Below are 26,452 nucleotides of genomic sequence, written 5' to 3' on the forward strand. Positions count from 1 at the left end.
TCCCACATGTATATACCATCAAATGAAAGAGAGGCACCAGAGATGAAAGCAACCGGTATCGTACGTCGTATTGATGACTTAGGTCGGGTCGTGATCCCTAAAGAAATTCGCAGAACTCTGAGAATCAGGGAAGGCGATCCGCTTGAGATTTTTGTAGATCGTGACGGAGAAGTCATTTTGAAAAAGTACTCTCCGATCAGTGAGCTTGGAGACTTTGCAAAGGAGTATGCAGACGCGCTTTATGACAGTCTCGGACATTCAGTACTGATTTGTGACCGTGATGTCTATATTGCCGTGTCCGGCAGCTCGAAAAAAGACTACTTAAACAAGCCGATCAGTGAAATGCTGGAAAAAACAATGGATCAGCGCAGTTCCGTGCTTGAGAGTGATACGAAATCAGTACAGCTCGTTAATGGCATAGATGAGGACATGAATTCTTACACTGTCTGCCCGATTGTGGCAAATGGTGATCCGATAGGCGCAGTGATTATTTTTTCAAAGGATCAGACAATGGGCGAAGTAGAGCATAAAGCCGTTGAGACAGCAGCAGGATTTTTGGCGCGACAAATGGAACAGTAGGTCTTATTCCTTTTATCGAAAATAGGTATGAAAAGAACAGCTCTCCTGGGGACGCTGTTCTTTTTTCGTGCATGCCCAGAAAGGATTCCGAGGGTTGGGATGTGGTATAATAACCTCGTTTTTATTTGTGCCGCGGCAATACGTGAACCGTATTCGTATTGTCCCTGACGTTGGGAAGGAGCTTTTGGATGGACGATTCAATAGGCGTCAAACGGCATTGGATTTGGCAGGGGGCTGTTGTTTTAATTCTGGCAGGCGTCATCTCAAAAATATTAAGCGCCGTTTACAGAGTCCCGTTTCAAAACATTGTCGGCGATGTTGGATTTTATATATATCAGCAGGTATATCCCTTTCTTGGTATTGGGGTCATGCTGTCAACATCAGGATTTCCGGTCATTATTTCGAAACTGATGAATGATTATAGTGAAAAAAGCCATCACACCATATTAAAAATATCAGCGGTGTTTTTATCTTTAATCGGTATTTTATTATTTCTTTGCTTATATATGGGTGCTGCTCCAATCGCACTTTTTATGGGAGATTCACATCTCGCCGTGTTAATTCAAGTGACTGCGTTTTCATTTTTGCTGTTCCCGTTTGTCGCGTTGCTTAGAGGCGGTTTTCAAGGGCGGCATGACATGCTCCCTTCGGCCTTATCGCAGATGACAGAGCAGTTACTGCGGGTTGCGGTGCTTCTGGGCTTATCATTTTGGCTCGTCAAAAAGGGAGCCTCGCTTTATACTGTCGGAGCGGCAGCCGCTTCCGGGTCTCTTGCCGGAAGTTTAGTTGCATTGGTCATACTTGGATTTTTTTGGTTCAAAACGAAAAGAGACAAACAAACGGGTAGCCAAAATGAAAATGTCATAACAACAAAAGAATTGGTAAAAAAACTGCTTTTATATTCTATTACCATTTGTATAAGCAGTTTGCTCCTTTTGTTGATCCAGCTTGTCGATGCGTTGATTTTATATGCTTTGCTTTCGGGTGGTGAGGCAAGCGAAGAAGCAAAACGCCTAAAGGGGATTTATGATCGGGGGCAGCCTTTGCTGCAGCTCGGTTCCGTTTTCGCGGTGAGCATAGCGACATCAATCGTTCCGTATATTTCCAAGGCCGTAAAGAACAAAGAGCTTAAGATCATGAAAGAAAAAGCCGCGTCATCTTTAAAGTTGTGTCTTGTGCTGGGTACAGGCGCGTCGGCTGGATTGATTTGCATTCTTGAGCCGGTCAACATCATGCTGTTTCAAAATGGTGAAGGGACAGCTGCGTTACAAGTATTGAGCTGCTCCATTTTGTTTGCATCCCTGGCGGTCACGGCAGCCGCAGTTTTGCAAGGCGCGGGATACACAGTTTTTCCTGCGATAGCGGTGGGCGCAGGTGTGGCAGTGAAATGGGTGTTAAATACTCTTTTAGTTCCGCGCTATGGGATTGAAGGTGCATCACTTGCTACAGCGGCTTCCTTTGCGGCTGTCGCCGCTCTTAACTTGTATCTGCTTCGGCAAAAGGAATGGCTCGGTAAGCTCAGAGGCGTTATGATTCCGATCATTGGATCCGCCCTTTTGATGTCGGCTGTCTTGCTTGTATATATGCGTCTCTGGACTTTCTTGATTCCTGCAGCAGGAAGAGGAGCGGCTGCGATTGAAAGTCTGTCTGCTGTCGCCATTGGTGGCGCGGTGTTTATTTGTTGTATGATGAAGTTGGGAATATTTACAGATGAAGAGCTGAACAGTGTGCCTTTTGGCAGTAAGTTAAGCAAAATCAGGAGAAGGAGAGAACAAAATGGCGGGTAATATTACAGTTGTCGGACTTGGTGCTGGAGACATGGACCAATTGACAATTGGCATACATAAGCTGCTGACGAAGGCAGATACGCTGTATGTCAGAACCAAGGATCATCCCTTAATTCAGGAGCTTGAAAAAGATACGAAGAACATCCTTTTTTTTGACGATATATATGAGAAACACGACCAATTCGATGCCGTATATGAAGAAATTGCTGATATCCTCTTTGAAGCGGCGCAGGAAGAGGACGTGGTTTATGCTGTGCCGGGACACCCTTTTGTTGCGGAAAAAACAGTACAGCTGCTGACGGATCGGCAGGAAGAGAAAAACGTGCAAGTAAAAGTCGCAGGAGGACAAAGTTTTCTTGATGCCACATTTAATGCCCTGCAAATTGACCCGATTGAAGGCTTTCAATTTGTGGATGCCGGCACATTGTCTGCGGATGAGCTTGAGCTCAGACATCATCTGATCATTTGTCAGGTTTACGACCAAATGACGGCTTCTGAAGTCAAGCTGACATTGATGGAGAAGCTGCCTGATGATTATGAGGTTGTGATTGTGACTGCAGCAGGAAGCCGTGACGAGGAGATCCAGACAGTGCCTTTATTTGAGCTGGACCGCAATGTCGCCTTGAATAACTTAACAAGTGTGTATATTCCGCCGATTAAAGAAGAGAAGCTGCTTTATCACGAATTCTCCGCGTTCCGAAGCATCATTAGAGAGCTTCGCGGGCCTAATGGATGTCCGTGGGATAAAAAGCAGACTCATCAGTCATTAAAACAGTACATGATTGAAGAGTGTTATGAACTTCTCGAAGCAATTGACGAAGAAGACACAGACCATATGATCGAAGAGCTTGGCGACGTTTTGCTTCAGGTCTTACTTCACGCGCAAATCGGTGAAGACGAAGGTTATTTCACAATTGATGATGTCATAAAAGGAATCAGTGAAAAAATGGTCCGAAGACATCCCCATGTGTTTAAAGATGTTAAGGTTCAGGATGAAAACGATGTTTTGGCAAATTGGGAAGACATAAAAAAAGCCGAAAAAAATACATCGGAAGCATCCTTATTAGACAGCGTGCCGAAGACCCTTCCAGCTCTTTCGAAAGCCGCTAAACTGCAGAAAAAAGCAGCAAAAGTAGGTTTTGACTGGGAAGACGTCAGCGATATTTGGGAAAAGGTAAACGAGGAAATGAAGGAATTTTCTGCTGAGATTTCTGAAGATCCTCATGAACACAATCTCAAGGCTGAGTTTGGCGACGTGTTGTTCGCACTGGTGAATGCAGCCCGCTTCTACAAAATAGAACCGGAGGAAGCACTGGCGATGACCAATGACAAATTCAGGAGACGGTTCTCGTATATTGAGAAAACAGCGAAGGAACAAGAAATCGAGCTGGCCGATATGTCTCTTGAGGACATGGATAAACTGTGGAATGAAGCAAAAGAAACTGAGAGGAGATCATAAATATGAGATTAGATAAATTTTTGAAGGTATCACGGCTGATTAAGCGACGTACACTAGCAAAGGAAGTAGCTGACCAAGGACGAATCTCTATTAACGGAAACCAGGCAAAAGCAAGCTCTGACGTGAAAGCCGGAGATGAACTAAAGGTCCGCTTCGGCCAAAAGCTTGTAACGGTTCAAGTAAATGAGTTGAAGGACACGACGAAAAAAGAAGAAGCTGCAAACATGTATACGATTCTAAAAGAAGAAAAACTCGGCGAATAGGCTTGTTCTAAAAATATCCCCCGCCTCATACAATGCAGTAATAATGCTAAAAGTATCGAGGATATGGGGGCTGAATAGATGAATTCATATTATGATCAAAACGGTTCTTCGTCTGTTCCGGAACAGCACGATGTGACAATGAAAGGCCGGAAGCATTTAGATATTTCAGGGGTTAAGCATGTGGAGAGCTTTGACAATGAAGAGTTCCTGCTGGAAACGGTGATGGGAATGCTCTCAGTCAGAGGCCAAAACCTGCAGATGAAAAATTTAGATGTGGAAAAAGGGATTGTATCTATTAAAGGCAGGGTATTTGATTTAGTGTACTTAGACGAACAACAAGGGGATAAAGCTAAAGGGTTTTTTAGCAAGTTGTTTAAATGACGCTGACGACACAATTCTATACAATGCTGGCGATGTCCGGTATGGGTCTCTGGCTTGGCGCGTCGCTTGATACATACCGGCTCTTTGTCATTCGTGCCAAAACTGCCAGATGGCTATTATTTATTCATGATATTCTTTTCTGGATTGTGCAGGGGCTGCTTTTCTTTTATGTCTTGCTTAGTGTAAATGAGGGAGAATTCAGGCTGTATATCTTTTTAGCGGTTCTGCTGGGCATTGCGACGTATCAGAGCCTTTGCAAGCGAATCTATATAAAAACATTGAAATTCGTCATTTACCTTGCAGTTTCTGTTTATCAATTCTTCAAAAAACTTATTCAGCACGTGTTATTTCGTCCTATTTTGTGGACATGCGGAGCGATTATTTGGCTAGCGGCGTTTTTATTAAAGAAAACATACCGCCTGATCGTTTTTCTCTTGTTGTGTCTATATAAAATATTTATGGTTCTGTGTTTTCCGATCCGTTTTATCGCAAAACAATGTTTGAAACTTCTTCCTGAAAAAATACGTCTAACTATGAGGCGTTATTTAGAAAAAGGTGCAGGATTTCTCAAAAAGAAGAAGAAACTATTGATAACCATAAGAACGACCATTACACGTTTTTTGAAGAGATGAAAGGAGGACCGTCTGGTTTGAATTTTTCCAGGGAACGAACGATAACTGAAATACAAAATGACTATAAAGAACAGGTAGAGCGGCAAAATCAGCTGAAGAAAAGAAGACGCAAAGGGCTGTACAGGCGGTTGACTGTATTCGGCGCCCTAGTATTTCTGACGGCAATAGTGCTGGCGAGCTCTGTATGGTCCCAAACATCTTCCCTTAGCGCAAAAGAAGAAAAGAAAGAACAGCTTGAAAAAGAACTAAAAAGTTTAAAGACAAAACAAGAGGATTTAAAAGAAGAAATATCCAAATTGAAGGATGAGGATTACGTCACAGAGCTTGCCAGACGGGACTTATTCATGTCCGGAGACGGAGAAATTATCTTCAATGTGGAGAAGAAGAGCAAGTAGCCTTGTTGACACTTAAATTTTTATTTAGGTATAATTAAGCAAACGATCTTTTTATAAGCCTAAGGAGGAGCACTTTTTTTATGTCGATTGAAGTTGGCAGCAAGTTGCAAGGGAAAATTACAGGTATTACAAATTTTGGAGCATTTGTTGAATTGCCTGGAGGCTCAACCGGTCTCGTTCACATCAGTGAGGTAGCTGATAACTATGTCAAAGACATTAACGATCACTTAAAAGTCGGCGACCAAGTTGAAGTGAAAGTCATCAACGTTGAAAAAGACGGGAAAATTGGTTTATCTATTAAAAAAGCTAAAGACCGTCCGCAAGCCAGACCTAGAAATGATTTCCGTCCGAAAGAATCTTTTGAACAGAAAATGAATAAGTTTTTAAAAGACAGCGAAGATCGCTTGTCATCTTTAAAACGCAATACGGAATCAAAACGTGGAGGGCGCGGAGCAAGAAGAGGATAACTTGCTGCTTTCTATAAATAAATGAAGCATCCGTTCATCCCGACGGATGCTTTTTTATAATTCGCCCCTGCTTTAAAAATCAGAAAATTATAACATTGAAGTTTCTGTTGACGAAAAGGACAAACCTTTGTATTATATAACTTGTGCTTAGAAGCATAAAACAATATGGCGGTGTAGCTCAGCTGGCTAGAGCGTACGGTTCATACCCGTGAGGTCGGGGGTTCGATCCCCTCCGCCGCTACCATATTTGTTTGGCCCGTTGGTCAAGCGGTTAAGACACCGCCCTTTCACGGCGGTAACACGGGTTCGAATCCCGTACGGGTCATCCTAAGGAAATCGGTTTCTGATACAGAAACCGGTTTTTTTCATTTTTAGACAACATTCCGGATATTCTTTTGATAACCGAATATCTAGGCAGAAACCGTCGAAGACTTCTTTGGTCTTGTTCCCTTCTTTTGACAAAATCCTATCTGTGCTTTCGCTATAATGACAGGCAACGAATATAACAGGTGGGAGATGAGAGGAATGGAAAAAGCAGAAAGAAGAGTGAACGGGCCAATGGCGGGACAAGCTTTGGAAAAACTCCAATCGTTTTTTAACAGGGGCGCGAAGCTAGTGACTCATCATATGCATTCACTGTTTTTCTATAAAGGGTTCATTTATGTCGTCATCGGATTTTTGCTTGGACGTGCTTTCATATTATCCGAGGTGCTTCCTTTCGCACTTCCTTTCTTTGGAGCGATGCTTCTTATCAGAAGAGACAAGGCGCTTTATGCGGTGCTGGCTGTGCTTGCGGGTGCGCTGACCATTTCTCCGAAGCACTCATTGCTCATACTAGCGGCTTTGCTGGCATTCTTCGTATGTTCTAAAGTGGCCGCCTTCATCACCGACGATCGCGTGAAAGCACTCCCGATTGTCGTGTTTTTCTCCATGGCTGCAGCAAGAGCCGGATTTGTGTACGCTCAAAATGGCGTGTTTACAACCTATGATTATGTAATGGCTGTGGTTGAAGCTGGACTATCCTTTATTTTGACGCTGATTTTCCTTCAGAGCCTTCCGATTTTTACCATGAAAAAAGTGAAACAATCATTGAAAATAGAAGAAATTATTTGCTTTATGATCCTAATTGCTTCCGTTCTGACAGGGCTTGCCGGCTTGTCCTACCAAGGTATGCAGGCAGAACATATATTGGCACGTTATGTTGTGTTGAGTTTTTCCTTTATTGGCGGTGCAAGCATTGGCTGTACGGTTGGTGTCGTGACAGGTCTGATTCTTGGTTTGGCGAATATCGGAAATCTCTATCAAATGAGTCTGCTCGCTTTTTCCGGTTTATTAGGCGGTTTGCTGAAGGAAGGGAAAAAAGCGGGCGCAGCAATCGGGCTAATCGTTGGATCACTTCTTATTTCTTTATATGGTGAAGGCTCTGCCGGTCTGATGACAACACTCTATGAGTCATTAATCGCAGTCGGCCTGTTTTTGCTTACACCTCAATCAATTACAAAGAAAGTGGCGAGATATATTCCGGGAACTGTAGAGCATCTTCAGGAGCAGCAGCAATATGCAAGGAAAATCAGAGATGTCACTGCTCAAAAGGTAGACCAGTTCTCCAATGTATTCCATGCGCTGTCTGAAAGCTTTGCCACCTTTTATCAAGCATCAGACGAACCGGAAGATGACAGCGAAGTTGATCTGTTTTTAAGCAAAATCACAGAGCATTCCTGCCAGACGTGCTACAAGAAAAACAGGTGCTGGGTACAGAACTTTGATAAAACATATGACTTAATGAAACAAGTTATGCTTGAAACAGAAGAAAAAGAATATGCATCAAACCGAAGGCTGAAAAAAGAGTTTCATCAGTATTGTTCTAAATCAAAGCAGGTTGAAGAGCTGATTGAGGACGAACTCGCACATCACCATGCCCATTTGACACTCAAGAAAAAAGTGCAGGACAGCAGACGTTTAGTTGCTGAACAGCTTTTAGGTGTTTCTGAAGTCATGGCAGACTTTTCTCGGGAAATAAAAAGAGAGCGAGAACAGCACTTTCTGCAGGAAGAACAAATCATAGAGGCGCTTCAGCATTTCGGAATCGAGATTCAGCATGTGGAGATCTATAGTCTTGAGCAAGGAAACATCGATATTGAAATGACCATTCCGTTCAGCGGACATGGAGAAAGTGAAAAAATCATTGCTCCTATGCTTTCTGATATTTTGGAAGAACAAATTCTTGTGAAAGCCGAACAGCACTCCCCGCATCCGAATGGGTACAGTCATGTCGCCTTTGGATCAACAAAATCATACAGGGTATCTACAGGTGCTGCTCACGCTGCGAAGGGCGGCGGCCTTGTCTCCGGCGACAGCTACAGCATGATAGAGCTTGGAGCCAGAAAATATGCTGCGGCAATTAGTGATGGTATGGGCAATGGTGCAAGGGCGCACTTCGAAAGCAATGAAACGATCAAGCTTCTTGAGAAAATCCTTGAATCCGGCATTGATGAAAAAATAGCAATTAAAACGATCAACAGCATACTGTCCCTAAGGACAACTGACGAGATATATTCCACGCTTGACCTATCTATTATCGATCTTCAAGATGCCAGCTGTAAATTTTTGAAGGTCGGTTCGACGCCTAGCTTTATCAAACGGGGCGACCAGGTAATGAAAGTTCAAGCGAGCAATCTGCCAATCGGTATTATTAATGAATTCGATGTGGAGGTTGTGAGTGAGCAGCTGAAAGCGGGCGACCTCTTGATTATGATGAGTGACGGCATTTTTGAGGGCCCTAAGCATGTGGAAAATCATGATTTATGGATGAAACGCAAAATGAAGGGATTAAAAACAGATGACCCGCAGGAGATTGCCGATTTGCTCATGGAGGAAGTCATTCGCACGAGATCCGGCCAAATTGAGGATGATATGACAGTTGTTGTCGTCCGGATTGACCACAATACACCGAAGTGGGCATCCATTCCTGTTCCGGCCATTTTTCAAAACAAACAAGAAATTTCATAACGCTTTCGTATAAATCAAATTTCTTCTGGCGAAGATGGGAATATATGAATCTGAGAATCCTCGTATTCTCCAGGAGGAATGAATGTGAATAACGGACATTTAAATCAAATTTTGCTGATAACGGATGGCTGCTCGAATCATGGGGAAGACCCGCTTGCAATGGCTGCTTATGCTAAAGAACAGGGGATTACGGTAAACGTCATTGGTATAATGGAAGAAAACCAAATTGATCCTGAAGCGATGAAGGAAGTCGAAGGGATTGCGCTTGCCGGAGGCGGCGTGCATCAAGTCGTTTATGCATCTCAGCTTTCACAAACCGTGCAAATGGTAACAAAAAAAGCGATGACGCAAACCTTACAAGGTGTAGTCAATCAAGAGCTGAAACAAATCCTCGGAAAGAATGTGGAGATGGAGGAGCTTTCACCCGAAAAACGCGGTGAAGTCATGGAAGTGGTTGACGAGCTTGGAGAAACGGTTCATCTTCAGGTTTTGGTTCTTGTTGATACAAGTGCAAGTATGGCGCCTAAGCTTCCAACTGTAAAAGAGGCGTTGATTGATTTGTCTGTCAGCCTCAATTCCCGAATCGGGAATAACGAATTTGCGATGTGTATATTTCCCGGGAAAAAACAAGAGGTTGAGCTTGTGCTGAACTGGACACCGAAGCTGCAATCTCTTTCCACGCTCTTTGCAAAGCTGTCTACAGGGGGCATCACCCCAACAGGTCCGGCGATACGCGAAGCGACACTGCAGTTTGAAAAAATCCGCTCAAGAAGGAGCATACTGGCAGATGATGAACGACGCTTTGACGAGTTTGGCATGTAGCCTTAAGCCGGGTATGACAATCAAAGGCAAGTGGAACGGAAACGCTTATACATTGCGTAAACAGCTTGGAAAAGGGGCCAATGGAATTGTGTATTTGGCAGAAGCATCAGATGGACATGTTGCCTTAAAGGTGAGTGATGACAGCTTGTCTATTACTTCTGAAGTGAATGTCTTGAAATCTTTCTCAAAGGCCCAGTCCGTTACGATGGGGCCTTCTTTTTTTGATACAGATGATGCCTATATTCCCACTACCAATACGAAGGTTTCATTTTACGCAATGGAATACATAAAAGGGCCGCTGCTTTTGAATTATATCAGTGATAAAGGAGCAGAATGGATACCGGTATTGATGATTCAGCTGTTATCCAGCTTATCGGTGCTTCACCAGCAAGGATGGATATTCGGCGATCTTAAACCTGATAATCTGATCGTAACTGGTCCGCCCGCAAGAATCCGATGCATTGATGTAGGCGGCACAACAAAGGAAGGCCGGGCGATAAAAGAGTATACCGAGTTTTACGACAGGGGCTATTGGGGGTATGGAACAAGAAAAGCTGAGCCCTCCTACGATCTGTTCGCAGTTGCCATGATTATGATCAACAGCGTGCATAAAAAAGAATTCAAGAAAACAAACCAGCCTAAGGAACAGCTTAGATCTCTAATCGAAGGAAACACATTGCTGCAAAAGTACAAAAAAGTGCTTTTTTCAGCATTGAACGGAGATTACCAATCCGCAGAAGAAATGAAGAAGGATATGCTCGATGCAGGGCAAAAGGCAGTACAGGGAAAACAAGCTGCAAAAGCACCGCCGCAGCCTGTCACAAGACAAAGACAGCAAAAACCGCGTCAAGGGACAGTAACGAAGACGCGATATACCCCTAAACAGAAAGCGGCTAAGTCGGGAGGGTTATTTGAAACAGCGCTTATCGTGATCAGCGTTTTAGCGTTTTATTTCGCCTACATTATCTTTTTCTTAATCTGAATGGCACAATCTGCAAAGCCTATGCTTCTTCTTTGCTTGGAAGGATTGAAAGTGATAGGATATGAATATCTTTAAAATACCTGCTCATTGCGAGGAGGACATTGTGAAAAGTGTCAAAGATTTTTTTAACAAACACAATCTTGCGTTAAAAGGGGCGACAATCATTGTAGGCGTTTCTGGCGGTCCGGACTCAATGGCTCTTCTTCACGCGCTGCATACGTTATACGGCCGTTCAGTGAATATGATTGCGGCCCACGTTGACCATCGGTTCAGGGGCGCTGAATCCGAGGAGGACATGCGTTTTGTCCAAGCTTATTGCAAGGCTGAACAGCTCGCGTGCGAAACAGCCCAAATCAATGTAACTGCCTATGCACAGGAAAAAGCTCTTAATAAGCAGGCTGCAGCACGTGATTGCCGCTATCAGTTTTTTGAGGACATCATGTCGAAGCATCGAGCGGACTATCTGGCGCTTGCGCATCATGGTGATGACCAGGTTGAAACGATGCTTATGAGACTGGCTAAGGGCACGCTTGGAGCGGGACTTGCGGGAATGCAGCCGGTCAGACGTTTTGGGACGGGGCGGATCATCAGGCCGTTCTTAACCATTACAAAGGAAGAGGTCCTTCAATATTGCCGTGAAAACGGCTTGAGGTACCGGACGGATGAAAGCAACGCCAAAGATGACTACACAAGAAACAGATTTAGAAAAACAGTGCTCCCGTTTTTGAAACAGGAGTCCCCGGATGTGCATAAAAGATTTCAGAAAGTAAGCGAGGCACTGACGGAAGATGAGCATTTCTTACAGTCATTAACGAAAGACGAAATGAATAAAGTAATCACAAGCCAGTCTAATACATCAGTTGAAATCAATTCCTCTCAATTGCTTGCCCTCCCGATGCCTTTACAAAGAAGAGGAGTTCAACTAATATTAAACTATCTTTATGAAAACGTTCCATCATCCTTTTCAGCTCATCACATTCAGCAATTTCTCGATTGGGCGGAAAAGGGCAGTCCTTCAGGAGTATTGGATTTTCCGAAAGGATTGAGGGTGGTCAAATCATATCAGACATGTTTGTTTACATTTGAACAATGGCAGTGCAAAAATGTTCCCTTTGAATACCAAATAAGCGGAGCTGCTGATGAAACGGCAGTGCTCCCCAATGGATTTCTGATAGAGGCAAAGCGTTATGCGGAATCGCCTGAAGAACATGGGAATGCTGTTTTTATTACAAGTGAAAAAAAGGTGCGATTTCCCTTAACGATTCGGACAAGAAAAGCTGGAGACCGGATCAAACTAAAAGGGATGAACGGCTCGAAAAAGGTAAAGGATATATTTATTGATAAGAAATTGCCTCTCCGAGAAAGAGACAACTGGCCGATTGTGACAGATGCAAGCGGTGAAATTATCTGGATACCGGGCTTGAAAAAATCAATTTTTGAAGATCTTGTGATTCCAAACAGCAACCGCATTGTATTACAATATAGACAGCATGAAAAGTGTAGGGGGCAAGCAAAATCATGATGAAACATGATATCGAGAAAGTACTGATCTCAGAGGAAGAGATACAAGAGAAAGTAAAAGAGTTAGGCGCAGACTTAACGAGCGAGTATCGAGATACATTTCCGCTGGCAATCGGTGTGTTAAAAGGAGCGCTTCCTTTTATGGCGGATCTTATCAAGCATATTGATACATATTTGGAAATGGATTTCATGGATGTATCAAGCTACGGAAATTCCACGGTTTCTTCTGGAGAAGTAAAAATCATCAAAGATTTGGATACATCTGTAGAGGGCCGGGACATCTTAATTATTGAAGATATCATCGACAGTGGGTTAACCTTAAGTTATCTAGTAGAGCTCTTCCGATACCGTAAAGCAAAATCAATTAAGATTGTTACCCTTTTGGATAAACCGAGCGGAAGAAAAGCGGACATTAAAGCAGACTTTGTAGGCTTTGAAGTCCCTGACGCGTTTGTAGTGGGTTACGGACTTGATTATGCTGAGCGCTATCGCAATCTGCCTTATATCGGAGTGTTAAAACCGGCAGTTTATGAAAGCTGATCGGCATCCTGCTTCCGAGATGGTTATTGTTTGTATTGGAATGTTTTTCTATGGTACTATTGAACATAGTTGTGCTTACTGTGGGAGGAGGTAAGGAATGAATCGGGTCTTCCGTAATACCATTTTTTATTTACTTATTTTATTAGTAGTAATCGGGGTTGTGAGCTACTTCCAGACCTCAAATCCGAAAACAGAAAATATGTCGTACAGTACGTTTATCAAAAATCTGGATGACGGGAAAGTTGATAGCGTATCGGTTCAGCCTGTCAGAGGTGTTTATGAGGTAAAAGGACAGCTGAAAAACTACGACAAAGATCAATACTTCTTGAGTCATGTTCCTGAAGGAAAGGGAGCAGACCAGATATTTAATGCTTTGAAAAAGACAGACGTAAAGGTTGAGCCCGCTCAAGAAACAAGCGGATGGGTGACGTTCCTGACGACCATCATCCCGTTTGTCATTATCTTTATTCTGTTTTTCTTCCTGCTCAATCAGGCTCAAGGCGGCGGCAGCCGTGTCATGAACTTTGGAAAGAGCAAGGCGAAGCTGTATACAGAGGAAAAGAAACGCGTCAAATTTAAAGACGTTGCAGGGGCGGACGAGGAAAAACAAGAACTCGTTGAAGTTGTTGATTTTCTGAAAGATCCCCGCAAGTTTGCCGAGGTTGGCGCAAGAATACCAAAAGGCGTGCTTTTAGTCGGACCTCCGGGTACCGGTAAAACATTGCTTGCCAAAGCTTGTGCAGGTGAAGCTGGCGTGCCTTTCTTCAGCATCAGCGGATCTGATTTCGTTGAAATGTTTGTAGGTGTCGGTGCTTCCCGTGTGCGTGACTTGTTTGAAAATGCGAAAAAGAATGCGCCTTGTTTGATCTTCATTGATGAAATCGACGCAGTTGGACGCCAGCGTGGAGCGGGTCTCGGCGGCGGACACGATGAACGTGAACAGACGCTAAACCAATTGCTTGTTGAAATGGACGGATTCAGCGCCAATGAAGGCATTATCATCATTGCTGCGACGAACCGTGCGGACATCTTGGACCCAGCCTTACTTCGTCCGGGACGTTTTGACCGTCAAATCACAGTGGACCGCCCAGATGTCATTGGCCGTGAAGCTGTATTGAAAGTCCATGCGAGAAACAAACCGCTGGATGAAACGGTTAACCTGAAGTCAATTGCCATGAGAACACCTGGCTTTTCAGGCGCTGACTTAGAAAATCTCTTGAATGAAGCTGCTCTTGTGGCGGCTCGTCAAAACAAGAAAAAAATCGATGCGCGTGATATTGACGAAGCGACGGACCGTGTGATTGCTGGACCTGCTAAGAAAAGCCGCGTCATCTCCAAGAAAGAACGCAACATCGTGGCTTATCACGAAGGCGGACACACCGTTATCGGACTCGTTTTAGATGAGGCTGACATGGTTCATAAAGTAACGATTGTTCCCCGCGGCCAGGCTGGCGGTTATGCGGTTATGCTTCCAAGAGAAGACCGTTACTTCCAGACAAAGCCGGAGCTGCTTGATAAAATTGTCGGCCTCTTGGGCGGACGTGTAGCTGAAGAAATTATCTTCGGTGAAGTCAGCACAGGAGCGCACAATGACTTCCAGCGTGCGACGAATATTGCAAGAAAAATGGTTACAGAATTCGGTATGTCAGAAAAACTGGGTCCGTTGCAATTTGGACAGTCTCAGGGCGGTCAGGTATTCTTAGGCCGTGATTTCAACAACGAACAAAACTATAGTGATCAAATCGCTTACGAAATTGATCAGGAAATTCAGCGTATTATCAAAGAATGTTATGAGCGCGCGAAACAAATCCTGACTGAAAATCGTGACAAGCTTGAATTGATTGCTCAAACGCTTCTGAAAGTTGAAACACTCGATGCTGAACAAATCAAACACCTTGTCGATCATGGATCATTGCCTGAACGCAATTTCTCTGATGATGAGAAGAACGATGACGTGAAAGTAAACATTCTGACAAAAACAGACGAAAAGAAAGACGATACAAAAGAGTAATTCGCTTTCTTTCTAAAAACTGCCGGCTGACGCTGGCAGTTTTTTTATGTAAATCCCGCCTCAGCAGCTGCTTTTACAATCATCCAATTCTGGTTTCGATTTGTTTACAAATGAGCCGCTGATCGTGTAAGGTATTGTAGAATGTTTGTAAAAGTAATGCAGAGAAACTATTCAAAAGTGGTGATAGAGGTTGTTACTGGTTATTGATGTGGGGAACACCAATACTGTACTTGGTGTATACCATAAGGGAGAATTAGAATATCACTGGCGTATAGAAACAAGCAGGCATAAAACAGAAGATGAGTTTGGTATGATTTTGCGCTCCTTATTCGAGCATTCCGGGCTCATGTTTGAACAGATAGATGGCATTATTATTTCATCAGTAGTGCCGCCGATCATGTTTGCATTAGAAAGAATGTGCACAAAATACTTTCATATCGAACCGCAAATTGTCGGTCCGGGTATGAAGACAGGTTTAAATATAAAATATGACAATCCGAAAGAAGTGGGAGCAGACAGAATCGTAAATGCTGTCGCTGCGATACACTTATACGGCAATCCGTTAATTATTGTTGATTTTGGAACTGCCACAACGTATTGCTATATTGATGAAAACAAACAATACATGGGCGGGGCGATTGCTCCTGGGATTACGATTTCAACAGAGGCGCTATACTCGCGTGCGGCAAAGCTTCCACGTATCGAAATCACCCGGCCTGACAATATTATCGGAAAAAACACTGTTAGCGCGATGCAATCTGGAATTTTATTTGGCTATGTCGGTCAAGTGGAAGGAATCGTCAAGCGAATGAAATGGCAGGCAAAACAGGAACCAAAGGTCATTGCGACAGGAGGCCTTGCGTCGCTCATTGCAAATGAATCAGATTGCATAGATATCGTTGATCCATTCCTAACCCTAAAAGGGCTGGAATTGATTTATGAACGAAACCGCGTAGGAAGTGTATAGGAGGTTTTGTAATGGATTATTTAATAAAAGCACTTGCGTATGACGGAAAAGTGCGCGCTTATGCAGCGAGAACAACTGATATGGTAAACGAGGGACAAAGACGACATGGCACGTGGCCGACAGCATCCGCTGCACTGGGCCGTACAATGACAGCTTCGCTTATGCTCGGGGCTATGCTGAAGGGCGATGATAAGCTGACTGTGAAAGTCGAGGGCGGAGGTCCAATCGGAGCAATAGTGGCTGATGCCAATGCAAAAGGGGAAGTCAGAGCATATGTCTCTAACCCGCAAGTTCATTTTGATTTAAATGAGCAAGGCAAGCTTGATGTTAGACGTGCTGTTGGAACAAGCGGAACATTAAGTGTCGTAAAAGATTTAGGGTTGCGTGAGTTCTTCACAGGACAAGTAGAAATTGTTTCAGGAGAATTGGGAGATGATTTCACCTACTATCTTGTGTCTTCGGAGCAGGTTCCTTCATCTGTGGGTGTCGGTGTGCTCGTGAATCCTGACAACACCATTCTTGCGGCAGGCGGCTTTATTATTCAGCTTATGCCGGGAACCGATGATGAAACCATCACAAAAATTGAACAGCGTCTATCCCGAGTAGAGCCGATTTCTAAGCTCATCCAAAAAGGCCTTACACCAGAAGAAATATTAGAGGAAGTCCTAGGTGAGAAGCCTGAGATTTTGGAAACGATGCCTGTTAGATTCCATTGTCCTTGTTCAAAAGAACGTTTCGAAACAGCCATTTTAGGACTAGGCAAAAAAGAAATACAAGATATGATAGAAGAAGATGGACAAGCCGAAGCAGTATGCCATTTTTGTAATGAAAAGTACTTATTTACAAAAGAAGAGCTGGAAGGGCTTCGTGACCAAACTACCCGCTAAGCTCTTTAGCGGGTTTTTTGAATTTGAGAAAAGGGGCTGAAAGCAGGTTTGAAATCAAGAACAATCTGGACCATTATTTTAGGGGCGCTGTTGGCTTGTTGTATTGCCGTTGCATATACGCTGACAAAATCCCAAGCCGGTGCATCGCCATCCGATGAGTCTATTGCGACTGTCGGAGGCAAAAGTGTGACAAGACAAGAATGGCTGAAAGAAATGGAAGATCAATATGGGAAATCGACACTTGAAGATATGATCAATGTCCGAGTCGTTGAGCAGCTCGCCAAAAAGAACAATCTCAAAGTGTCTAAAAGCGAAATTGATGGGGAGTTTTTGCTGATTAAAGCGGTCAACAATTCCTTTTACGAAGACGAACGTACAACAGAGAAAGAGTGGAAAGACCAAATTCGTTATAATATCCTCCTTGAAGACTTGTTAACAAAGGATATTGATATCTCAAACAAAGAAATGAAATCATTCTATAATAAAAATAAAGAACTGTATCAGTTTGATGATTCGTATCGAATTCGGCACATTGTTGTAAAAGATGAAGAAGAAGCGAAAGAAGTCCTGAAGGAACTGAAAGGCGGCTCAAGCTTTGAAGCTGTTGCGGCGGAAAGGTCTACAGACAGATACACATCACCATACGGCGGAGATTTAGGTTTTGTCACAGAAGCATCAGACAACATTCCGTCAGCATATATTGAAGAAGCAAAAACACTCAAAGAGGATGAATGGTCTGACGAACCGATAAAGGTCAGTAATGGGTATGCCGTTATTCAGCTGAAAGAAAAACTAAAGGCGAGAACATTCTCATATGATGAAGTGAAGGATCAGATCAGACGGCAAATCGCAATGGATCAGTTAGGTGATAAAGCTACAGTCAAAACGCTTTGGAAAGAAGCCGATGTATCTTGGTTTTATGGGGAAAAAAGTACTAAATGATTGACAAAAAATTTTGAAATTGATAGATTATATACATAATACCAATATAAATAGTCGGAAATTGAGGTGTCGAGAATGGTACGTGTAGCAAACTCCATTACTGAATTAATCGGGAATACGCCAATCGTTAAATTAAATCGCCTTGCAGATGAAAACAGTGCAGATGTATATCTAAAGCTTGAATACATGAACCCTGGAAGCAGTGTAAAAGACCGTATCGGTTTAGCTATGATTGAAGCTGCTGAAAAAGAAGGGAAATTAAAAGCCGGTGACACAATCATTGAACCGACAAGCGGAAATACTGGAATCGGGCTTGCGATGGTTGCTGCGGCTAAAGGATTAAAAGCCATTTTGGTTATGCCTGATACAATGAGCATGGAGCGCCGCAACCTTCTTCGCGCATACGGTGCTGAGCTTGTGCTGACTCCTGGCGCGGAAGGCATGAAAGGCGCGATTAAGAAAGCTGAAGAGCTTGCTGAAAAGCACGGATACTTTGTGCCGCAACAGTTCAATAATCCTTCTAACCCAGAAATTCACCGCCAAACAACGGGTAAAGAAATCGTTGAGCAATTTGGTGATGATCAGCTTGATGCATTTGTAGCCGGTATCGGTACAGGGGGAACGATTACAGGAGCGGGCGAAGTTCTGAAGGAAGCATACCCTTCCGTCAAAATTTACGCTGTTGAACCGTCAGACTCTCCCGTGCTTTCAGGAGGAAAACCAGGCCCTCATAAAATTCAGGGAATCGGAGCTGGATTTGTGCCTGACATCTTAAATACAGAAGTATACGATGAAATCTTCCCTGTGAAGAATGAAGAAGCATTCGAATATGCGCGCAGAGCTGCACGTGAAGAAGGAATTCTCGGAGGCATCTCATCAGGCGCGGCAATTTATGCTGCTCTTCAAGTAGCGAAAAAACTCGGAAAAGGCAAAAAAGTATTGGCCGTCATTCCAAGTAACGGTGAACGTTATCTGAGCACGCCGCTGTATCAATTCGATTAAAAAAGTCAAACTCCCGGTCCGCCGGGAGTTTTTTTATATTCGTGCATCAAATATGCTGTGTCTGTGACGAATGTTATTCTTGGAAGAGAAATTCACTTTTTTCACTAACAAGATTGCTTTACAATAAAAAACAAGCAAAAAAGAAAATAGAGGAATGATATAAATGGCACAACGCAGACCGGCAGGCAAAAAAGTACCTTTTCAAAAAGATTCATTCTTACAACAATTTGAGAAACTTGCGCGATCCAAAAAACAGCATGTGCTGCTTGAAAGTGCAAGAGGCGGCAGATACAGTATAGCCGGTCTTGATCCAATTGCGACAGTAAAAGGAAAAGACGGGATTACCACGATTAAGCATGGAGATGAAATACTGTTTAAAGAAGGTGATCCATTACGAGCCTTCCATAGCTGGTTTAAAACGCTGGAAACAGAAACAAATCACGAGCTTCCAGATTTTCAAGGCGGGGCAATCGGGTTTCTCAGCTATGATTACGCACGTTACATTGAAAACTTTAAAATGCTCTCACTAGATGACTTGGAAACGCCAGATATTTATTTTCTTGTTTTTGATGATATAGCAGTTTATGACCATCAAGAAGAGTCTCTGTGGCTGATTACTCATGTTAATGGTTCTAATCACGAATCTGCGGACGTAAAGTTATCTGAGCTGGAGCGAATGTGGCTGGCTGAGCTTCAGGTTGTCCCTTCGCGAGATTTGAAGCATGAAACAGACGGTTCCTTCGCGGCGCCATTTACCGAGGATGGATTCTCGCAAGCTGTAGAGAAAATTAAACAATACATTGCCAGCGGAGATGTGTTTCAAGTCAATCTATCAATTAGGCAGTCACAGTCAATGTCTGCCCACCCATATCAAATTTACAAAGCCTTGAGAGAAGTAAATCCTTCTCCTTATATGTCATATTTGGAAACACCTGATTTCCAAATCATTTGCGGATCACCTGAACTGCTTGTCAGCAAAAAGGGCAAATTATTAGAGACGAGACCGATTGCAGGCACTCGTTCCAGAGGGAAAACCGATGAAGAAGACAAGGCACTCGTAAACGAATTGATCCACAATGAAAAAGAACGTGCTGAACATGTCATGCTGGTTGATCTTGAGCGAAATGACTTGGGAAGAGTATCACGGTACGGGTCCGTGCGCGTAAATGAATTCATGGCCATTGAAAAATACTCGCATGTAATGCACATTGTGTCTAACGTGCAAGGTGAACTGCAGGATGGATATGATGCTGTGGATATTATTCATGCTGTATTTCCCGGGGGGACCATTACAGGTGCTCCCAAAGTAAGAACGATGGAAATTATAGAAGAGCTTGAGCCGACACGCCGCGGGCTTTATACTGGATCTATAGGGTGGTTTGGATATAACAACGATCTGCAGTTTAATATCGTCATTCGAACCATTTATGCAACCGGAGGGCAGGCATTCATGCAGTCCGGCGCAGGAGTTGTGATTGATTCTGTTCCAAAGCACGAATACAGAGAATCATTCAAAAAAGCTTTTGCGATGCAAAAGGCGTTAGAGCTGAGCAAAGCAGAGACAAAAATCAGATGAGGTGAGCGGAGAAATGATTTTAATGATTGATAACTACGATTCATTCACGTACAACTTGGTGCAGTATTTGGGCGAGCTTGGGGAAGAACTGATTGTGAAACGCAATGACGATATCACGATCGAAGAAATAGACGAACTGTCTCCGGATTTTCTGATGATTTCACCGGGACCGTGCAGCCCCGATGAGGCAGGAATCAGTCTTGAAGCAATTAAGCATTTTGCAGGGGAAATTCCCATTTTCGGTGTATGCCTCGGACATCAGTCCATCGCACAAGTGTTTGGCGGTGACGTGGTGAGGGCAGAGCGGCTTATGCACGGAAAAACCTCGGATATCGAGCATGATGGCAAGACAATCTTTGGAGGTTTGAAAAACCCCCTTGTCGCGACTCGTTATCACTCGCTGATCGTAAAACCTGAGACGCTGCCAAGCTGTTTTACAGTAACAGCCCAAACGAAAGAAGGAGAAATCATGGCGATTCGCCACAATGACCTCCCGATAGAGGGCGTGCAATTTCACCCGGAGTCTATTATGACCTCCTTTGGGAAAGAAATGCTCAGAAATTTCATTGAGACATACCGCAAGGAAGTTATTGCGTGATGATATATGTTAACGGCCGGTATATAGAGGAGAAAGATGCAGTTCTTTCTCCTTTTGACCATGGATTTTTATATGGGATCGGTGTTTTCGAAACCTTCAGGCTCTATGAAGGCTGCCCATTTTTGTTTGATTGGCATATAGAAAGGCTTGAGCGTGCGCTTCAGGATCTGCAAATCGAATATACTGTTTCAAAGCATGAGATTCTTGAGATGCTGGACAAGCTGCTTTGGCTGAATGATATCAGGGATGGCAATGCCCGCGTCAGATTGAACATATCAGCCGGAATCAGCGATAAAGGCTTTGTTGCCCAGACTTACGATAACCCAACCGTTTTATGCATTGTGAACCAGCTAAAACCAGAAAGCCTTCCATTCCAAAAAGAAGGTAAGGTTTTATCGATACGCAGAAACACACCAGAAGGGCCGTTCCGGTTAAAATCTCATCATTATTTAAATAATATGTATGCGAAAAGGGAAATCGGAAATGATCCGCGTGTCGAAGGGATTTTCTTAACGGAGGATGGAGCTGTCGCGGAGGGCATCATATCGAATGTTTTCTGGAGAAAAGGGAGCTGCATCTACACTCCGTCAATTAACACAGGTATTCTGGACGGCGTCACGAGACGTTTTGTCATTGAAAATGCAAAGAAAATAGGACTAGAGCTTAAAACGGGCCGATACGAGCTGGAAACTCTTTTGACAGCTGACGAAGCGTGGATGACAAACTCGATTCTGGAAATCATCCCGTTTACTAAAATAGAAGAAGTAAACTATGCGGGCCAAAGCGGAGAAGCAGCTTCTGCTCTTCAAACGCTTTACAAAAAAGAAATAAAGAGCATGATTCATGAAAAGGGAGGAAGAGAATGGCGCGGCAAACGATAGACCAAACACAAGTAATCCACACTAAGCCCAGCGCTTTATCATATAAAGAGAAGACACTGGTAATGGGTATTTTAAACGTAACGCCTGACTCTTTCTCAGACGGCGGAAAATATGACAGCTTGGACAAGGCGCTGCTGCACGCGAAAGAGATGATCGAGGACGGTGCCCATATCATTGATATCGGAGGAGAATCCACAAGGCCCGGCGCCGAGTATGTCTCAGAGGATGAGGAGATGTCCAGAGTGATTCCTGTGATTCAGCGGATCACAAAAGAACTGGGCGTGCCGATTTCTGTAGATACGTACAAGGCTTCTGTCGCAGATGAAGCTGTTAAAGCCGGCGCTTGCATCATCAATGATATTTGGGGAGCGAAACATGATCCGAAGATGGCTTCTATTGCAGCTGAACACAATGTTCCAATTGTTCTCATGCATAACCGACCAGAGAGAAATTACAATGACTTATTACCTGATATGCTATCGGACTTATTGGAGAGTGTGAAAATCGCTGTTGAGGCCGGTGTGGAGGAGAAGAACATCATTCTTGATCCGGGAATCGGTTTCGCGAAAACCTATCACGATAATTTGGCAGTGATGAACAAACTCGAGATTTTCAGCGGACTGGGGTATCCGGTGCTTTTGGCAACCTCCCGAAAAAGATTCATCGGACGTGTTCTGGATCTTCCGCCTGAGGAGCGGACTGAGGGCACAGGTGCGACTGTGTGTCTCGGCATTCAAAAAGGCTGTGACATTGTCAGGGTCCATGACGTAAAACAAATTGCCAGAATGGCGAAAATGATGGACGCGATGCTGAATAAGGGAGGGGAGCACCATGGATAAGGTCTATGTGGAAGGCATGGAGTTTTATGGATATCACGGTGTGTTCGAAGAAGAAAATAAGCTTGGTCAGCGGTTTAAAGTTGATTTAACCGCTGAGCTGGATTTAAGCAAAGCAGGACAAACAGACGACCTTGAACAAACGATCAACTATGCTGAGCTCTATCACGTATGTAAAGATATCGTAGAAGGGGAGCCTGTCAAATTGGTGGAAACGCTGGCGGAACGTATTGCTGAAACTGTTCTTGAGAAATTTCAGCCGGTGCAGCAATGTACTGTGAAAGTCATTAAGCCCGATCCGCCAATTCCCGGACACTATAAATCAGTAGCGGTTGAAATCACGAGAAAAAAATCATGAACAACATAGCTTATATTGCGCTTGGGTCTAATATTGGAGATAGAGAAACGTATTTAAGGCAAGCGGTGGCATTGCTGCACCAGCATGATGCGGTGACAGTGACTAAAGTATCCTCTATTTACGAAACTGACCCGGTCGGATACGAAGATCAAGATGAATTTTTGAATATGGCTGTTGAAATCAAGACGTCGCTGAACCCTTTTGAACTTCTTGAACTGACGCAGTATATAGAAAATGAGTTAGGCAGAACAAGGGAAGTAAGATGGGGACCGCGGACGGCAGACCTTGACATTTTGCTGTTTAATCGTGAAAATATTGAAACAGAGCAACTAATTGTTCCGCACCCAAGAATGTATGAGCGTTTGTTTGTCCTTGCTCCGCTTGCGGAAATTTGCCCGCAGGTTGAAAAAGAGGCAACAAGCGCGGAAACAGACCAAGAAGGTGTAAGAGTATGGAAGCAGAAATCTGGGGTAGACGAATTCGTGCATTCAGAAAGCTGAAAGGTTATACTCAAGAAGGATTTGCAAAAGCGTTAGGTATATCAGTTTCTATTCTCGGCGAAATTGAACGCGGAAACCGATTGCCGTCAGCTGCCATCATTCAGGGTGCAGCAGATGTTTTAAATATAAGCGCGGACGAATTAGCGCCGCCAGAAAAAGATAACAAATGAAGGGAGGTTAAAAATGTTTAAAATCGGTGATATTGAATTGAAAAACCGTGTTGTGCTTGCCCCAATGGCTGGTGTCTGCAACTCGGCATTCAGATTGACTGTAAAGGAATTCGGTGCTGGATTGGTATGCGCTGAAATGGTCAGTGACAAAGCGATCCTTTACAACAATGCAAGAACCATGGGTATGCTTTACATTGATGAACGTGAAAAACCGCTCAGCCTTCAAATTTTCGGAGGAAAAAAGGAGAACCTTGTGGAAGCGGCAAAGTTTGTAGACCAAAATACAACTGCTGATATTATTGATATTAATATGGGATGTCCTGTACCAAAGATTACAAAATGTGATGCGGGAGCGAAATGGCTTCTCGATCCTGATAAGATTTACGAAATGGTTTCTGCAGTAGTAGATGCGGTTGATAAACCAGTTACAGTGAAAATGAGAATGGGCTGGGATGAAGACCACATTTACGCAATAAAAAACGCACAAGCTGTAGAACGTGCGGGCGGGAAAGCAGTTTCGCTCCACGGCCGTACAAGAGTTCAGATGTACGAAGGAACGGCAAACTGGGACATCATCAAAGAAGTAAAACAATCAGTATCGATTCCGGTTATCGGAAACGGAGATGTCAAAACGCCGCAAGATGCTAAGCGTATGCTTGAGGAAACAGGAGTAGACGGTGTCATGATTGGACGGGCCGCACTGGGCAATCCGTGGATGATTTACCGTACGGTTCAATACCTTGAAACAGGTGAATTAAAAGAAGAGCCGCAAGTACGCGAAAAAATGGCGGTATGCAAACTACACCTTGACCGCCTGATTAACTTAAAAGGTGAAAACGTAGCGGTAAGAGAAATGAGAAAACACGCTGCTTGGTATCTAAAAGGTGTAAAAGGCAATGCAAATGTTCGTAATGAAATCAATCATTGCGAGACAAGAGAAGAGCTTGTACAGCTTTTAGATGCATTTACTGTTGAAGTTGAGGCAAAAGAGCTTCAAGACGCAAAAGTAGGATAATACTCACCTCTATTTGCTGCTCACTGCCAGTTTTGTGCTGGCAGTTTTTCTGCTTCTTTCATGAAACAATATCTGTAATGGAGTGATAACAATGAGTCAAGAAGAGCAAAACCATGAAGAATTGAACGACCAGCTGCAAGTCAGACGCGATAAAATGAATCAGCTGAGAGATAACGGCATTGATCCGTTCGGCGAACGTTTTGAGAGAACTCATCAGTCTCAGGAAGTTATTTCGGCATATCAAGATCTAACTAAAGAAGAGTTGGAAGAAAAAGCGATTGAAGTTACAATCGCAGGCCGTATGATGACAAAACGCGGCAAAGGAAAAGCCGGCTTTGCGCATCTTCAGGACTTAGAAGGCCAAATCCAAATCTACGTAAGAAAAGACAGTGTTGGTGACGAGCAATACGAAGTCTTCAAGTCTTCTGACCTCGGTGATCTTATCGGCGTAACCGGAAAAGTCTTCAAAACAAATGTAGGCGAATTATCTGTTAAAGCAACTTCTTTTGAATTGCTGACAAAAGCGCTTCGTCCGCTTCCTGACAAATACCATGGTTTGAAAGATGTTGAGCAGCGATATCGTCAGCGCTACTTGGACCTTATCGTAAATCCAGACAGCAAACATACGTTCATCGCACGAAGCAAGATCATTCAAGCTATGAGAAGATACCTTGATGATCACGGATACTTAGAAGTAGAAACACCAACAATGCACAGCATTCCTGGGGGCGCTTCTGCACGTCCGTTTATCACCCATCACAATGCGTTAGATATTCCGCTCTATATGCGCATCGCAATCGAATTGCACCTAAAACGTCTGATTGTCGGCGGATTAGAAAAAGTATATGAAATCGGCCGTGTTTTCCGTAATGAAGGTGTCTCTACACGTCATAACCCTGAATTCACGATGATTGAGTTATATGAAGCATACGCGGACTATAAAGATATCATGAGCTTAACTGAAAACCTCGTTGCTCATATCGCCCAAGAAGTGCTTGGAACAACTACGATCCAATACGGGGAAGAACAAATCGACCTTAAACCGGAATGGAAAAGAATCCACATGGTTGATGCGGTCAAAGAAGCGACTGGCGTTGATTTCTGGGAAGAGGTTTCTGTTGAACAAGCGCGTGAATACGCAAATGAACATGGCGTAGAGATAAAAGATTCTATGACAGTAGGCCATATCATCAACGAATTCTTCGAACAAAAAATTGAAGAAACGCTTATTCAGCCAACGTTTATCTACGGACACCCTGTAGAAATCTCTCCTCTTGCTAAGAAAAATCCTGAGGACCCGCGTTTCACAGACCGTTTTGAACTGTTTATCGTTGGCCGTGAACATGCAAACGCGTTTACTGAGCTGAACGATCCTATTGATCAAAGAGAGCGCTTTGAAGCGCAATTAAAAGAACGTGAAGCCGGTAACGATGAAGCTCATTTAATGGATGAAGACTTTGTTGAAGCTCTGGAATACGGTATGCCGCCAACAGGAGGTTTAGGCATCGGTATTGACCGTCTGGTTATGCTGCTGACCAATGCACCTTCTATTCGCGATGTGCTGTTATTCCCACAAATGAGACAGCGTTAATAAAGAAGAGCGGCATCTCTATTTAAGGGATGTCGCTCTTTTTAAATTCTTAAGTATTTCTTCAAAAAAACTATTGCACTATTATTTACAAGGTGGTATATTATTATTCGTTGCCGCTAAACAAGGCGATAACGAAAAAAACTTTGAAAAAAGTTATTGACTTCACTGAGTTAACGAGATATAATAATAAAGTCGCTTAAACGAAGTGAACAAAATGATCTTTGAAAACTAAACAAGACAAAACGTACCTGTTAATTCATTTTTTATATAAATCGCACAGC

Annotated in this window: 27 protein-coding genes and 2 tRNA genes; all 29 read left to right on the forward strand. The window is 43.5% G+C overall.

Annotated features, from left to right (window positions below):
- Positions 1-42: 42 nt before the first annotated feature.
- Positions 43-579: a stage V sporulation protein T gene (gene spoVT, locus V6D41_RS20575; protein ID WP_333519474.1), complete on the forward strand. Its 537-nt coding sequence runs from the start codon at positions 43-45 to the stop codon at positions 577-579.
- A gap of 188 nt (positions 580-767) precedes the next feature.
- A complete protein-coding gene (locus tag V6D41_RS20580; protein WP_333519475.1) occupies positions 768-2,366 on the forward strand; it encodes a putative polysaccharide biosynthesis protein in 1,599 nt (532 codons plus the stop codon).
- Entirely contained in the window at positions 2,356-3,825 is a 1,470-nt protein-coding gene (gene mazG, locus V6D41_RS20585) for a nucleoside triphosphate pyrophosphohydrolase (RefSeq protein WP_333519476.1), read from the forward strand. The genes V6D41_RS20580 and mazG overlap by 11 nt, the downstream gene beginning before the upstream one ends.
- A gap of 2 nt (positions 3,826-3,827) precedes the next feature.
- A complete protein-coding gene (locus V6D41_RS20590; RefSeq protein ID WP_087991869.1) occupies positions 3,828-4,088 on the forward strand; it encodes an RNA-binding S4 domain-containing protein in 261 nt (86 codons plus the stop codon).
- 78 nt (positions 4,089-4,166) lie between these two features.
- The gene (gene yabP, locus V6D41_RS20595; protein WP_087991868.1) at positions 4,167-4,469 is read left to right on the forward strand and encodes a sporulation protein YabP; all 303 of its coding nucleotides are present in this window, start codon (positions 4,167-4,169) and stop codon (positions 4,467-4,469) included.
- A complete protein-coding gene (gene yabQ, locus V6D41_RS20600) occupies positions 4,466-5,101 on the forward strand; it encodes a spore cortex biosynthesis protein YabQ (protein WP_087991867.1) in 636 nt (211 codons plus the stop codon). The genes yabP and yabQ overlap by 4 nt, the downstream gene beginning before the upstream one ends.
- Positions 5,102-5,118: 17 nt before the next feature.
- Positions 5,119-5,496, forward strand: coding sequence for a cell division protein DivIC (gene divIC, locus V6D41_RS20605; protein WP_087991866.1), 378 nt, complete (start codon positions 5,119-5,121; stop codon positions 5,494-5,496).
- Positions 5,497-5,576: 80 nt separating this feature from the next.
- Complete coding sequence (locus tag V6D41_RS20610; RefSeq protein WP_003218379.1) at positions 5,577-5,963, forward strand: S1 domain-containing RNA-binding protein; 387 nt, start codon at positions 5,577-5,579, stop codon at positions 5,961-5,963.
- 167 nt (positions 5,964-6,130) lie between these two features.
- A tRNA-Met gene (locus tag V6D41_RS20615) sits at positions 6,131-6,207 on the forward strand.
- A 9-nt stretch (positions 6,208-6,216) separates the two neighbouring features.
- Positions 6,217-6,288, forward strand: a tRNA-Glu gene (locus V6D41_RS20620).
- Positions 6,289-6,488: 200 nt separating this feature from the next.
- Positions 6,489-8,972: a stage II sporulation protein E gene (gene spoIIE / locus V6D41_RS20625; protein WP_333516850.1), complete on the forward strand. Its 2,484-nt coding sequence runs from the start codon at positions 6,489-6,491 to the stop codon at positions 8,970-8,972.
- An 84-nt stretch (positions 8,973-9,056) separates the two neighbouring features.
- Positions 9,057-9,794 carry a VWA domain-containing protein gene (locus V6D41_RS20630; RefSeq protein ID WP_333519477.1) on the forward strand — a complete coding sequence of 246 codons (738 nt, stop codon included), beginning with the start codon at positions 9,057-9,059 and terminating at the stop codon, positions 9,792-9,794.
- Positions 9,760-10,776: a protein kinase domain-containing protein gene (locus V6D41_RS20635; RefSeq protein WP_333519478.1), complete on the forward strand. Its 1,017-nt coding sequence runs from the start codon at positions 9,760-9,762 to the stop codon at positions 10,774-10,776. The genes V6D41_RS20630 and V6D41_RS20635 overlap by 35 nt, the downstream gene beginning before the upstream one ends.
- A gap of 103 nt (positions 10,777-10,879) precedes the next feature.
- Positions 10,880-12,298, forward strand: a complete 1,419-nt coding sequence (gene tilS / locus V6D41_RS20640) for a tRNA lysidine(34) synthetase TilS (RefSeq protein ID WP_333519479.1) — start codon at positions 10,880-10,882, stop codon at positions 12,296-12,298.
- Entirely contained in the window at positions 12,295-12,837 is a 543-nt protein-coding gene (hpt, locus tag V6D41_RS20645; protein ID WP_333519480.1) for a hypoxanthine phosphoribosyltransferase, read from the forward strand. The genes tilS and hpt overlap by 4 nt, the downstream gene beginning before the upstream one ends.
- Positions 12,838-12,934: 97 nt before the next feature.
- On the forward strand, positions 12,935-14,848 hold the full coding sequence (gene ftsH / locus V6D41_RS20650) for an ATP-dependent zinc metalloprotease FtsH (protein ID WP_148964469.1): 1,914 nt from the start codon (positions 12,935-12,937) through the stop codon (positions 14,846-14,848).
- Positions 14,849-15,038: 190 nt separating this feature from the next.
- Complete coding sequence (locus V6D41_RS20655; RefSeq protein WP_333519481.1) at positions 15,039-15,815, forward strand: type III pantothenate kinase; 777 nt, start codon at positions 15,039-15,041, stop codon at positions 15,813-15,815.
- An 11-nt stretch (positions 15,816-15,826) separates the two neighbouring features.
- The gene (hslO, locus tag V6D41_RS20660; protein WP_333519482.1) at positions 15,827-16,702 is read left to right on the forward strand and encodes a redox-regulated molecular chaperone HslO; all 876 of its coding nucleotides are present in this window, start codon (positions 15,827-15,829) and stop codon (positions 16,700-16,702) included.
- Between the two features lie 48 nt (positions 16,703-16,750).
- Positions 16,751-17,644, forward strand: a complete 894-nt coding sequence (locus tag V6D41_RS20665; protein ID WP_333519483.1) for a peptidyl-prolyl cis-trans isomerase — start codon at positions 16,751-16,753, stop codon at positions 17,642-17,644.
- Between the two features lie 75 nt (positions 17,645-17,719).
- The gene (cysK, locus tag V6D41_RS20670; RefSeq protein ID WP_148964473.1) at positions 17,720-18,646 is read left to right on the forward strand and encodes a cysteine synthase A; all 927 of its coding nucleotides are present in this window, start codon (positions 17,720-17,722) and stop codon (positions 18,644-18,646) included.
- 163 nt (positions 18,647-18,809) lie between these two features.
- Positions 18,810-20,222, forward strand: coding sequence for an anthranilate synthase component I family protein (locus tag V6D41_RS20675; RefSeq protein ID WP_333519484.1), 1,413 nt, complete (start codon positions 18,810-18,812; stop codon positions 20,220-20,222).
- A 13-nt stretch (positions 20,223-20,235) separates the two neighbouring features.
- Positions 20,236-20,820, forward strand: a complete 585-nt coding sequence (gene pabA, locus V6D41_RS20680) for an aminodeoxychorismate/anthranilate synthase component II (protein ID WP_148964475.1) — start codon at positions 20,236-20,238, stop codon at positions 20,818-20,820.
- Positions 20,820-21,701 carry an aminodeoxychorismate lyase gene (gene pabC, locus V6D41_RS20685; RefSeq protein WP_333519488.1) on the forward strand — a complete coding sequence of 294 codons (882 nt, stop codon included), beginning with the start codon at positions 20,820-20,822 and terminating at the stop codon, positions 21,699-21,701. Before pabA ends, pabC begins: the two co-directional genes overlap by 1 nt.
- On the forward strand, positions 21,683-22,540 hold the full coding sequence (folP, locus tag V6D41_RS20690) for a dihydropteroate synthase (RefSeq protein ID WP_333519485.1): 858 nt from the start codon (positions 21,683-21,685) through the stop codon (positions 22,538-22,540). The genes pabC and folP overlap by 19 nt, the downstream gene beginning before the upstream one ends.
- Positions 22,533-22,895, forward strand: coding sequence for a dihydroneopterin aldolase (gene folB / locus V6D41_RS20695; RefSeq protein WP_148964477.1), 363 nt, complete (start codon positions 22,533-22,535; stop codon positions 22,893-22,895). The genes folP and folB overlap by 8 nt, the downstream gene beginning before the upstream one ends.
- Entirely contained in the window at positions 22,892-23,395 is a 504-nt protein-coding gene (gene folK / locus V6D41_RS20700) for a 2-amino-4-hydroxy-6-hydroxymethyldihydropteridine diphosphokinase (RefSeq protein WP_148964478.1), read from the forward strand. The genes folB and folK overlap by 4 nt, the downstream gene beginning before the upstream one ends.
- Entirely contained in the window at positions 23,347-23,565 is a 219-nt protein-coding gene (locus V6D41_RS20705) for a helix-turn-helix domain-containing protein (protein WP_014112324.1), read from the forward strand. The genes folK and V6D41_RS20705 overlap by 49 nt, the downstream gene beginning before the upstream one ends.
- Positions 23,566-23,578: 13 nt before the next feature.
- Positions 23,579-24,580, forward strand: coding sequence for a tRNA dihydrouridine synthase DusB (gene dusB, locus V6D41_RS20710; protein ID WP_333519486.1), 1,002 nt, complete (start codon positions 23,579-23,581; stop codon positions 24,578-24,580).
- Positions 24,581-24,671: 91 nt separating this feature from the next.
- Positions 24,672-26,171, forward strand: coding sequence for a lysine--tRNA ligase (gene lysS, locus V6D41_RS20715; RefSeq protein ID WP_333519487.1), 1,500 nt, complete (start codon positions 24,672-24,674; stop codon positions 26,169-26,171).
- The last annotated feature ends 281 nt before the right edge of the window (positions 26,172-26,452 follow it).

This window comes from Bacillus sp. 0102A (assembly GCF_036765155.1).
GTDB lineage: Bacteria > Bacillota > Bacilli > Bacillales > Bacillaceae > Bacillus > Bacillus subtilis_G.

Coding starts and splice junctions, on each gene's coding strand:
- V6D41_RS20705 (WP_014112324.1), top strand. CDS start 23,347: ATGGAAGCAGAAATCTGGGGTAGACGAATTCGTGCATTCAGAAAGCTG.
- V6D41_RS20610 (WP_003218379.1), top strand. CDS start 5,577: ATGTCGATTGAAGTTGGCAGCAAGTTGCAAGGGAAAATTACAGGTATT.
- yabP (WP_087991868.1), top strand. CDS start 4,167: ATGAATTCATATTATGATCAAAACGGTTCTTCGTCTGTTCCGGAACAG.
- yabQ (WP_087991867.1), top strand. CDS start 4,466: ATGACGCTGACGACACAATTCTATACAATGCTGGCGATGTCCGGTATG.
- lysS (WP_333519487.1), top strand. CDS start 24,672: ATGAGTCAAGAAGAGCAAAACCATGAAGAATTGAACGACCAGCTGCAA.
- V6D41_RS20635 (WP_333519478.1), top strand. CDS start 9,760: ATGATGAACGACGCTTTGACGAGTTTGGCATGTAGCCTTAAGCCGGGT.
- hpt (WP_333519480.1), top strand. CDS start 12,295: ATGATGAAACATGATATCGAGAAAGTACTGATCTCAGAGGAAGAGATA.
- V6D41_RS20580 (WP_333519475.1), top strand. CDS start 768: ATGGACGATTCAATAGGCGTCAAACGGCATTGGATTTGGCAGGGGGCT.
- folB (WP_148964477.1), top strand. CDS start 22,533: ATGGATAAGGTCTATGTGGAAGGCATGGAGTTTTATGGATATCACGGT.
- V6D41_RS20675 (WP_333519484.1), top strand. CDS start 18,810: ATGGCACAACGCAGACCGGCAGGCAAAAAAGTACCTTTTCAAAAAGAT.
- pabC (WP_333519488.1), top strand. CDS start 20,820: ATGATATATGTTAACGGCCGGTATATAGAGGAGAAAGATGCAGTTCTT.
- hslO (WP_333519482.1), top strand. CDS start 15,827: ATGGATTATTTAATAAAAGCACTTGCGTATGACGGAAAAGTGCGCGCT.
- folK (WP_148964478.1), top strand. CDS start 22,892: ATGAACAACATAGCTTATATTGCGCTTGGGTCTAATATTGGAGATAGA.
- spoVT (WP_333519474.1), top strand. CDS start 43: ATGAAAGCAACCGGTATCGTACGTCGTATTGATGACTTAGGTCGGGTC.
- ftsH (WP_148964469.1), top strand. CDS start 12,935: ATGAATCGGGTCTTCCGTAATACCATTTTTTATTTACTTATTTTATTA.
- V6D41_RS20590 (WP_087991869.1), top strand. CDS start 3,828: ATGAGATTAGATAAATTTTTGAAGGTATCACGGCTGATTAAGCGACGT.
- pabA (WP_148964475.1), top strand. CDS start 20,236: ATGATTTTAATGATTGATAACTACGATTCATTCACGTACAACTTGGTG.
- mazG (WP_333519476.1), top strand. CDS start 2,356: ATGGCGGGTAATATTACAGTTGTCGGACTTGGTGCTGGAGACATGGAC.
- cysK (WP_148964473.1), top strand. CDS start 17,720: ATGGTACGTGTAGCAAACTCCATTACTGAATTAATCGGGAATACGCCA.
- spoIIE (WP_333516850.1), top strand. CDS start 6,489: ATGGAAAAAGCAGAAAGAAGAGTGAACGGGCCAATGGCGGGACAAGCT.
- folP (WP_333519485.1), top strand. CDS start 21,683: ATGGCGCGGCAAACGATAGACCAAACACAAGTAATCCACACTAAGCCC.
- dusB (WP_333519486.1), top strand. CDS start 23,579: ATGTTTAAAATCGGTGATATTGAATTGAAAAACCGTGTTGTGCTTGCC.